Raw genomic sequence first — 9,475 nt, 5'->3', positions numbered from 1 at the left:
ATGGCGCCGCCCTCCCCCCCCCGCCTGTGTATTGCGTTTCTCGACCGCCGATTGCCCCGCTGGGTTCCCTGCCTGGCGTTCTTCCTGCTGGGCGGTTGTTCCACCGCCGGCTACTACAGCCAGTTGGGCAACGGCCAGTTGCAGTTGCTGGCGGCCCGCGAGCCGGTGGCCGAGGTGGTCGCCGACCCCTCCCGCGACGCCAGGCTGCGCCAGCGCCTGGCGCTGTCCCAGGAGGCCCGCGCCTTCGCCAGCGCCGAGCTGGCCCTGCCGGACAACCGCAGCTACCGGCTGTACAGCGATATCCACCGGCCCTACGTGGTGTGGAACGTGTTCGCCACGCCGGAGCTGTCGCTGCAGCCGCTCACCCACTGCTTCCCCATCGCCGGCTGCGTGGCCTACCGCGGCTACTACGCCGAGGCCGGCGCCAAGGCCGAGGCGCAGCGCCTGAAGGCGCAGGGCTGGGACGTCTACGTCGGCGGCGTGGAGGCCTATTCCACCCTCGGCTGGTTCGACGACCCGATCATCAGCAGCATGCTGCGCTGGGACGACCAGCGCCTGGCCGAGACGCTGTTCCACGAGCTGGCCCACCAGCGCTTCTTCCTGCCGGGCGACACCGCCTTCAACGAGTCCTACGCCAGCTTCGTCGAGCAGGAGGGCGGCCGCCGCTGGCGCGCCTTCCGCGGCCTGCCGCCGGAGCAGGCCAGCCGCGTGCGCCAGCGCGAAGGCTTCACCCGCCTGGTGCTGGACACCCGCGAGCGCCTGAAGGAAGTCTATGCCCGCGACCTGCCCGAGGCCGACAAGCGCGCCGCCAAGGCCGCCGAGTTCGAGCGCCTGCGCCGCGACTACCGCGCGCTGTGCCAGCGCGAATGGGCCGGCAAGTGCCCCTACGACGCCTGGGTGAACGGCCCGCTGAACAACGCCAAGCTGCTGCCCTTCGGCCTCTACGACCAGTGGGTGCCGGCCTTCGCCACCCTGCTGCGCCAGGTCGGCGGCAACTGGCCGGCGTTCTATGCGCGGGTCGAGAAGCTCGGCGCGCTGCCCGCCGAAGAGCGCCAGGCAGCGCTGGAGCGACTGAAAACCGGCGAATTCGTCAGCCTGCGCTAGGCTCACCCGTAAAGAGTTGATTTTTTGACTTCGCGCGGGCCGCCATGGCCCCCCTGCCCCGGGTCAACGGGCATGGAGGTGCGCCATGGGCCTGGTCCATTGCACCTTGGTCTGCCTGGGCCTGCCGTTGCTGATGGCCTGCGCCGCCGGGAGCTACCAGGAGCAGTTGCACGAGGGCCAGCGGCAAGTGCTGGCCAATGCCCTGCCGGTGGCCGAGGTGCTGGCCGACCCCGGCACCGACGCGCGCACCCGGCGCCTGCTCGCCGCCGCCCTGGCCGCCCGCGACTTCGCCAGCCGCCACCTGGACCTGCCGGACAACGCCAGCTACCGCCGCTACGCCAACCTGGGCCGGGACTACGCGGTGTGGAACCTGTTCGCCACCGACGAATTCTCCCTGCGGCCGCGCGACCGCTGCTTTCCCCGCGCCGGCTGTGTCAGCTACCTCGGCTTCTACGATCCGCATGACGCCCGGCGCGCGGCGGCCGAGCTGCAGCGCCAGGGCCTGGACACCTGCATAGGCGCGGCCGCGGCCTTCACCATTCCCGGGCGCGAGGATGCGCCCATCCTCAGCACCATGCTCGGCGACGAGGCGCACCAGGCCGAGCTGATCTTCCACGAGCTGGCCCACCAGCGCCTGTACCTGCCCGGCGACAGCGCCTTCAACGAATCCCTGGCGGTCTTCGTGCAGCGGGAGGGGCTGCGCCAGTGGTTGGCCTCGCGCGGGCAGCCGTTGCCGACGGAGACGGGGCCACGGCAGCGCGAGGAGCTGGCGGCCCTGGTGCTGGCGACGCGGGCGCGGTTGCAGGCGCTCTACGCCAGCGGCCTGCCGCCGGAGGCCATGCGGGCGCGCAAGGCCGCCGAGTTCCAGCGCCTGCGTAGCGAATACCGGCAGCTGGTGGCCCGGCGCTGGGGCGGCAAGGGCCTGTTCGACGGCTGGATCGACGGGCCGCTGAACAACGCCACGCTGCTGCCCTTCGCGCTCTACGACCAGTGGGTGCCGGCCTTCGCCGCGCTGTACCGCCAGGTCGACGGCGACTGGTCGGCGTTCTATGCCCAGGCCGCAAGGCTCGGCGCGCTGCCCGCGGCGCAGCGGCAGGCGGCGTTGGAGCAGCTTGCGGATGGGCGGTTTCGGTGGTTGTGAAGCATGCCCCCGTAGGAGCGGACCTTGTCCGCGATAGCCGGAGGTTCCGGCGCGATTCGCGGATGAGATCCGCTCCTACACTGCTCCACCCGCGCCATTCCCATGTAGGAGCGCGCCCTGCGCGCGAAATCGCGGGCAGGGCCCGCTCCTACGAAGAGCGGTTTGGCGCGGCCTGGAAGCCAGTTGTTTTCAGTCCGCCGCATCCGGGGCGTGCAGCGGCAGGTCCAGCTGCACGCGGCGGCGCAGCCAGGGGCTGGGGCGGTAGCGCGGTTCGCCGTAGCAGGCCTGCAGGCCCTGGAGGATGGTGAGGATGCGCGCCGCGCCGTAGTGCTCGCCGAAGGCCAGCGGGCCGAAGGGGTAGCCCAGGGCCAGTTGCACCGCGCGGTCGAGGGTCACCGGGGTGGCGATGCCGCGCTGGGCGATCTCGCAGCCCAGGTTGACGATGCCGGCGATCACCCGCTGGGTGACGAAGCCGGCGGAGTCGTTGATCACCTCCACCGGCACGCCGTCGGCGCCCAGGGCCTGGCGCGCCTGGGCTTCCAGCTGCGGGTCGAGGGCCGGCTGGCGCATCAGCACGCGGCGCTTGTCGAGGTCGCCGAAGCTTTCCAGGGCCAGGCTGCGCTCCGCCGGCAGGCCGAGGGCGTCGATGCGGGTGCTGGCGTCTTCCCCCAGCGGGGTGACCAGGCAGATGGCGCGGGCCGAAGGCGCCTCGGCGCTCTCCAGCACCAGCCCGGCCTGGATCAGCAACTGGCCGACGTGGTGGCGCAGCTCCGGGTCCTGGCTGTCCAGCCAGAAGGGCCGGTCCAGCAGCACTGGCTCGGGTTGTGGCTCCGGCTCGCGCAGCGGCTGGCCGTCGCGATAGCGGTAGAAGCCCTCGCCGCTCTTGCGCCCGAGCAGGCCGGCGGCTACCCGCTGCGCCGCCAGCGGCGAGGGCAGGTAGCGCGGGTCCTGGTAGAACTGCTGGTACAGCGACTCCATCACCGCGTGGGAAACGTCCAGCCCGGTCAGGTCGAACAGCTCGAAGGGCCCCATGCGGAAGCCGGCGCCGTCGCGCAGGATGCGGTCGATCTGCGCGGCGCTGGCGATGCCTTCGCCGAGGATGCGCAGGGCCTCGGTGCTGTAGGCGCGACCGGCGTGGTTGACGATGAAGCCGGGGCTGTCCGGGCTCACCGCCGGGAAGTGCCCGGCCTGCTCGGCCAGGCGCGAAAGGCGCGTTATCACCGCCTCGTCGGTGCGCTGGCCGCGCACCACTTCGACGATGCGCATCAGGGGCGCCGGGTTGAAGAAGTGGAAGCCGGCCACTCGCTCGGGGCGTCGGCAGCGCGCGGCGATACGGGTGATCGACAGCGACGAGGTGTTGCTGGCCAGCACCGCGTCGTCCGCCACCCGCGCTTCCAGTTCGGCGAGCAGCGCCTGCTTGGCGCCGAGGTCTTCGACGATGGCTTCGATCAGCAGGTCGCAGCCGGCCAGCTCGTCGAGGCTGTGCGCCGCGTGCAGGCGCTGCAGGGTGGCGGCCAGGGCGTCGGCGCCGAGCTTGCCCTTGGCGGCGGCGCGTTCGAGCAGCTCGCGGTTGAAGTCCAGGGCCTGCTGGATGCTCTCGGCGCGGCTGTCGTAGAGCTGCACCGGCACCCCGGCGCTGGCGAACAGCTGGGCGATGCCGCGGCCCATGGCGCCGGCACCTATCACGCCGATGCGGCGGAACGCGGGAAGGTTGCTCTCGGGCATGGGCTTGGGGCCCCTGTCTGGCTGGCTTGTCTTCACCTTAGTCGCTGTCGTCACGTCGTGGGGTTCCGTCGTGCTTCCAGGTCGCGCAACTGGCGGCGGAGCATCTTGCCCACCGAGGTCTTGGGCAGCTCGTCGAGAATCTCGACGAAGCTCGGCACCTTGTAGCCGGTGAGGTGCTCGCGGCAGTGGGCGATGATCGCGGCGGCGTCCAGGGCCGGGTCGCGCAGGCTGACGAACAGCTTCACCGACTCGCCCTTGCGCGCGTCCGGCACGCCGATGGCGATGCACTCGCGGATGCCCGGGTGGCGCATCACCGCGTCCTCCACCTCGTTGGGGAAGACGTTGAAGCCGCTGACCAGGATCATGTCCTTCTTGCGGTCGACGATCTTCAGCAGGCCGTTGGCATCCTGCAGGGCGATGTCGCCGGTGCGCAGCCAGCCGTCGGCGTCCAGCACCTGGGCGGTTTCCTCCGGGCGGCCCCAGTAGCCGAGCATCACCTGCGGGCCGCGCAGGCACAGCTCGCCGGGGACTTCCTGCGGGCACGGGTTGCCTTCGTCATCGAGGATGCGCACCTGGGTGTCGATCAGCGGCTGGCCGACGAAGCCCTCGCGGTAGGGCGTCAGCCGGGTGTTGGTGCACACCACCGGCGATGCCTCGGTGAGGCCGAAGCCCTCCAGCACCGGGGCGCCGGTGAGCGCCTGCCAGCGCCGGCCGACTTCCAGGTTGAGCGGCGCGCCGCCGCTGGTCACCCACTTCAGGTGGCTGAAGTCCAGGCTGGCGAAGGCCGGGTGGTTCATCAGCCCGACGAACAGGCTGTTCAGCCCGCTGAGCAGGCTGAAGGGGTAGCGGCGCATGGCCTCGATGATCTCGTCGAGGTTGCGCCCGTCGCGGATCACCACCGTGTGCAGCCCCATGGCCACGGAACTGAGGCAGTTCGTGGAGAAGGCCATGATGTGGTACAGCGGCAGCGGCGCGATGCGCACGTCGCTGGCCGGGTCGAGCAGGCCCGGGCGCATGAACAGCTCCAGGGTCTGGATGACGTTGGCCAGCAGGTTGTAGTGGCTGAGCATGGCGCCCTTGGAAACCCCGGTGGTGCCGCCGGTGTACTGCAGCAGCGCCAGGCGTTCCAGGCCCGGCTCGGCGTCCAGCGGCGGGGCTTCGGTGCCCAGGCGCAGGGCCTGCATGAAGCGCGTGGCGTCGGCTTCGTCGCATGTGTACTGCGGTGTTTCCATGTCCTCGACCGAGGTCAGCAGCACCTGGCGCACCGCGCTGTCGCCCTGGACCTTGCGCAGCAGCGGCAGCAGGCGGTCGAGCAGCAGTATGGCCACGGCGCCGGAGTCGCGCAGCTGGTGGCTCAGCTCGCCGGCGGTGTACTGCGGGTTGGTGTTGACCAGCACCAGCCCGGCCTTGAGCGCGCCGAAGGCGGCGATGGGGTACTGCAGGGAGTTGGGCAGCATCAGCGCCAGGCGCTCGCCGGGTTGCAGCCCGGCGCAGTGGCGCAGGTAGCGGGCGAAGGCGTCGGCCTGGCGCTCCAGCTCGGCGAAGCTCAGGCAGCTGCCGGCGCAGGAGAAGGCGGGGCGCTCGGGGTGTTCGCGGCTGGCGTCGCGCAGCAGGTCGTGGACGTTGCGGTAACCGCGCGCGGTGAATTGCGCGGCGACATGGCTTTCGGCAGTGACGGGCATCGTCGCCCTCCATCAGTGAATTGTTATTCTGCTCTGCGAAACATGATGTCGAAATCGATGGTATGCGATAGCCTTTGCCTGTGCAACGGCCCGTCGCCCTGCTGTCCGCGGCATGCCGATCTGCTATCGTTCGCCCGCGCCGGACGCCGCTCCGGCCCTTATTTCCCCATAGCCGAGGCAGCATGAGCGACGATTTCGAAGACTCCAGCGCACCCAAGGACCGCAAGTTCGTCGAGGCCCTGGCCCGCGGCCTGGACGTGCTGCGCGCCTTCACCCACGGCTCGGTGGTGCTGGGCAACCAGGAGATCGCGCGGATCACCGGCCTGCCCAAGCCGACCGTGTCGCGCATGACGTATACGCTGACCAGGCTCGGCTACCTCAGCTATTCGCAACAGCACGAGAAGTACCAGTTGGATTCCGGCGTGCTCGCCCTGGGCTACGCCTACGTGTCGAACCTGCGCGTGCGCCAGCTGGCCAAGCCGTACATGGACGCCTTCGCCCGCCGCACCAACACCACCGTGGGCCTGACCTGCCGCGACTGGCTGTCGATGATCTACGTGGAGAACTGCCGGCCGCCGGAGGCCACCTCGCTGCGTATGGACGCTGGCGTGCGCTTGCCGTTGGCTACCACTGCAGCGGGTCGTGCCTACCTGGCGGCGACTCCGGAGCAGGAGCGGGAGCATTTGCTGCAGGCCCTCGAAGCCCGTCATGAAGGCGACTGGGCGGCCATGCGTGCGTCGCTGGAGCGTTCCTTCGAGGAGTATCGCGAGCATGGTTTCTGCCTGTCCCTCGGTGATTGGGACCGTAACGTGCGTGCGGCTGGTGTGCCGCTGCGGCTGGCCGATGGGGGGCTGATGGCGCTGACTTGTGGTGCGCCGTCGTTCCAGTTGAGTGAGGAAACGCTCAAGGGGTCGCTGGCCCATGAGCTGGAGATGCTGGCGCGGGATATCGAGAGCCTGGGGGCCTGAGGCGGGTTCGCGAGCAAGCTCGCTCCTACAAGGTGTGGGTCTGGTGGTGGTGGTGCTCGGGCTTTTCCCTCACCCCAGCCCTCTCCCAGAGGGAGAGGGAGCTGTCCGTGCCGGCTGGGAGTGGGGTTTCAGCTGGGTGGGGGCGGTGCTTGTCCTGAAGAGCGCCCTCTCCCTAACCCTCTCCCTGAAGGGAGAGGGGACCGTTGGGCAGAACTGGGGATTCTGGAGTCAGTCGGCAGCGCCGTTGGTTTCCGGCTGAAACCATTCCTCCTCTCGGCACAGACTAGCCCCCTCTCCCTTCAGGGAGAGGGCTGGGGAGAGGGGACAGAGTCAAGCTACCACTCCAGAGCTGGGAGGGGCCGCAGTGCCTGCCCTGCGCCACCCCATCAATCCCGCCTGGACCTTTGAGCCAGGAGCCAGCTCAGTTTCCCCGACTGACTCCAATCTTCCCGCACACACCGAACGGTCCCCTCTCCCTCCGGGAGAGGGTTAGGGTGAGGGGGCCGCAGGCCTGCCCTACGCCACCTCCATCAACCCTGCATAAGCCTTCAGGTGATGGTCGTCATCGCCCAACTGGTGACCCAGCATCACCAGCCGCTTGGCGTGGTGCGCCAGCACGTATTCCCAGGTCATGCCGATGCCGCCGTGCAGCTGGATCGCCTGCTCGGCGATGTAGCGCCCGGCGCGGGTGACGATGAACTTGGCCGCGGCCAGGGTGCGGCTGCGCTCGGCGCTGTCCGGCTGGTCCGCCACGCACGCGGCCAGGATGGCCATGCTGGTGGCCTGCTCCAGTTCGCTGCGCATGTCCACCATGCGGTGCTGCAGCACCTGGAACTTGCCGATGGGCACGCCGAACTGCTTGCGCGTCTTCAGGTAGTCGAGGGTCAGGGCGCAGGCTTCCTGCATGCTGCCCAGGGCTTCCGCGCACTGCGCGGCGATGGCGCGGCCCTGCTGATAGCGCAGCGCCGGCAATGCTTCGCCCGGCACGCCGACGGCCTCGGCCACGGCGCCGTCGAGGAACAGCTCGCAAGCCTTCTGCCCGTCGATGGTCGGGTAGGCGCGGCGCTGCACGCCGGGCTGTTGCGGATCGACCAGGAACAGGCCGATGCCCGCCTCGTCCCGCGCGTTGCCCGCTACCCGCGCCGAAACCAGGATCGCCGCGGCGCTCTGCCCGCCGATCACCACCGCCTTGCGGCCGCTGAGCTTCCAGGCGTCTCCGGCCTTCTCCGCGCGGGTCTGCACGTCGTGCAACTGGTAATGGCTCTGCGGCTCTTCCAGGGCCACCGCCAGCTGTGCCTCGGCGCTGGCGATGCGCGGCAGCCAGCTTTCCTTCTGCGCCTGGCTGCCCAGTTGGGCGAGCAGCCCGCCGGCGTGCACCACCGATTGCAGGTAGGGCTCTAGGCACAGGCCGCGGCCCAGTTCGGTGAGCACCAGCATGCTGTCCACGCCGCCGCCGAAGCCGCCGTAGGCTTCGGGTAGCGACACCGAGGTCAGCCCCAGTTCGCCCAGCTGGCGCCAGAAGCCGGCGCTATAGCCCAGCTCGCTCTTGCCGAAGCCCTCGCGCCTGTCGAAGGCGTATTCGTCGCGCACCAGGCGTGCCGCGGTGTCCTGCAGCATCTGCTGCTCTTCGCTGAGTTTGAAGTCCATGCTCACGCCCTCACAGCTCGAGAATCATCTTCGAGACGATGTTCTTCTGGATTTCGTTGGAGCCGCCGAAGATCGACAGCTTGCGCAGGTTGAAGTACTGGCTGGCCGGCGCGCTGGCGTAGTCGGCGTGCAGCGGCTCGGCGCCCAGCTCGAATTCCTCTTCGATGAAGGGCAGCGCGTAGGGGCCGATGACCTTGCGCAGCAGGTGGCTGATGGCCTGGCGGATCTCGGTGCCCTTGATCTTGAGGATCGAGCTTTCCGCCCCCGGCACGCCGCCTTCGCGGGCGGCGGCGAGGATGCGCAGGGTGCTCATCTCGATGGCCATCAGCTGCATCTCCACCTCGGCCACCTGGGCGCGGAACAGCGGGTCTTCCAGCATCGGCCTGCCGTCGCACAGCTCGCGGCTGGCCACGCGCTTGAGGTGCGCCAGCACCGCCTTGGACGCGCCTATGCCGGCCAGGCCGGTGCGCTCGTAGGTGAGCAGGTACTTGGCGCAGGTCCAGCCTTCGTTCTCGCGGCCGACCAGGTTCTGCAGCGGCACCTTCACGTTGTCGAAGAAGACTTCGTTGACCTCGTGCTCGCCGTCCAGGGTGATGATCGGCCGCACGGTGATGCCCGGCGACTTCATGTCGATCAGCAGAAAGCTGATGCCGCGCTGCTGCTGGGCCTCCGGGTCGGTGCGCACCAGGCAGAAGATCCAGTCGGCGTGCTGGCCCAGTGTCGTCCAGGTCTTCTGGCCGTTCACCACGTAATGGTCGCCCTCGCGCACTGCGCGGGTTTTCAGCGACGCCAGGTCGGAGCCGGCGCCCGGCTCGGAGTAGCCCTGGCACCACCAGTCGGTGCCGTCGAGGATGCGCGGCAGGTAGTGGGCCTGCTGCTCGGGCGTGCCGAACTTGATGATCACCGGGGCGACCATGTTCACGCCGAAGGGGATGGTGCGCGGCGCGCCGAAGGCGGCGCATTCCTCCTCGAAGATGTGCTTCTGCACGGCGTTCCAGCCGGTGCCGCCGAATTCCACCGGCCAGTGGCTGGCGTACCAGCCCTGCTCGCTGAGGGCGCGTTGCCAGCGCTGGTGGTCCTGTTTGTTCAGGTGCTTGCCCAGGCGCACCTTGCTGGCGATGTCGGCCGGCAGCTTGTCGCGCAGGAAAGCGCGGACTTGGTCGCGGAAGGCCAGTTCGTCGGGGGTGAAGTGGATGTCCATGGCGGTT

At 69.6% G+C, this 9,475-nt stretch carries 7 protein-coding genes; 3 read left to right on the top strand and 4 right to left on the bottom strand.

The genetic code is table 11. The features are described 5' to 3' along the window. The gene (locus tag RN02_RS00550; RefSeq protein ID WP_043312565.1) at positions 1-1,104 is read left to right on the top strand and encodes an aminopeptidase; all 1,104 of its coding nucleotides are present in this window, start codon (positions 1-3) and stop codon (positions 1,102-1,104) included. 85 nt (positions 1,105-1,189) lie between these two features. Beyond that, positions 1,190-2,245 (top strand): aminopeptidase, encoded by a 1,056-nt coding sequence (locus RN02_RS00545; RefSeq protein ID WP_043312563.1) that lies wholly within the window; start codon positions 1,190-1,192, stop codon positions 2,243-2,245. A gap of 189 nt (positions 2,246-2,434) precedes the next feature. On the opposite strand, the gene RN02_RS00540 is transcribed toward RN02_RS00545, so the two are convergent. Then, positions 2,435-3,970 (bottom strand): 3-hydroxyacyl-CoA dehydrogenase, encoded by a 1,536-nt coding sequence (locus tag RN02_RS00540; protein WP_043312561.1) that lies wholly within the window; start codon positions 3,968-3,970, stop codon positions 2,435-2,437. A 50-nt stretch (positions 3,971-4,020) separates the two neighbouring features. Beyond that, positions 4,021-5,652 carry an AMP-binding protein gene (locus tag RN02_RS00535; protein ID WP_043312560.1) on the bottom strand — a complete coding sequence of 544 codons (1,632 nt, stop codon included), beginning with the start codon at positions 5,650-5,652 and terminating at the stop codon, positions 4,021-4,023. 182 nt (positions 5,653-5,834) lie between these two features. Between RN02_RS00535 and RN02_RS00530 the strand changes: the two genes are divergently transcribed. Next, positions 5,835-6,620 (top strand): IclR family transcriptional regulator, encoded by a 786-nt coding sequence (locus RN02_RS00530; protein ID WP_009614533.1) that lies wholly within the window; start codon positions 5,835-5,837, stop codon positions 6,618-6,620. A gap of 516 nt (positions 6,621-7,136) precedes the next feature. Here RN02_RS00530 and RN02_RS00525 read toward each other — a convergent pair. Then, positions 7,137-8,267: an acyl-CoA dehydrogenase family protein gene (locus RN02_RS00525; protein WP_043312559.1), complete on the bottom strand. Its 1,131-nt coding sequence runs from the start codon at positions 8,265-8,267 to the stop codon at positions 7,137-7,139. Positions 8,268-8,277: 10 nt separating this feature from the next. Further along, positions 8,278-9,468 (bottom strand): acyl-CoA dehydrogenase family protein, encoded by a 1,191-nt coding sequence (locus tag RN02_RS00520; RefSeq protein ID WP_043312558.1) that lies wholly within the window; start codon positions 9,466-9,468, stop codon positions 8,278-8,280. Positions 9,469-9,475 lie beyond the last annotated feature (7 nt).

The organism is Pseudomonas sp. PI1 (genome assembly GCF_000812405.1).
Classification (GTDB): domain Bacteria; phylum Pseudomonadota; class Gammaproteobacteria; order Pseudomonadales; family Pseudomonadaceae; genus Pseudomonas; species Pseudomonas citronellolis.
This window is presented reverse-complemented; position numbering and strand designations above follow the sequence as displayed.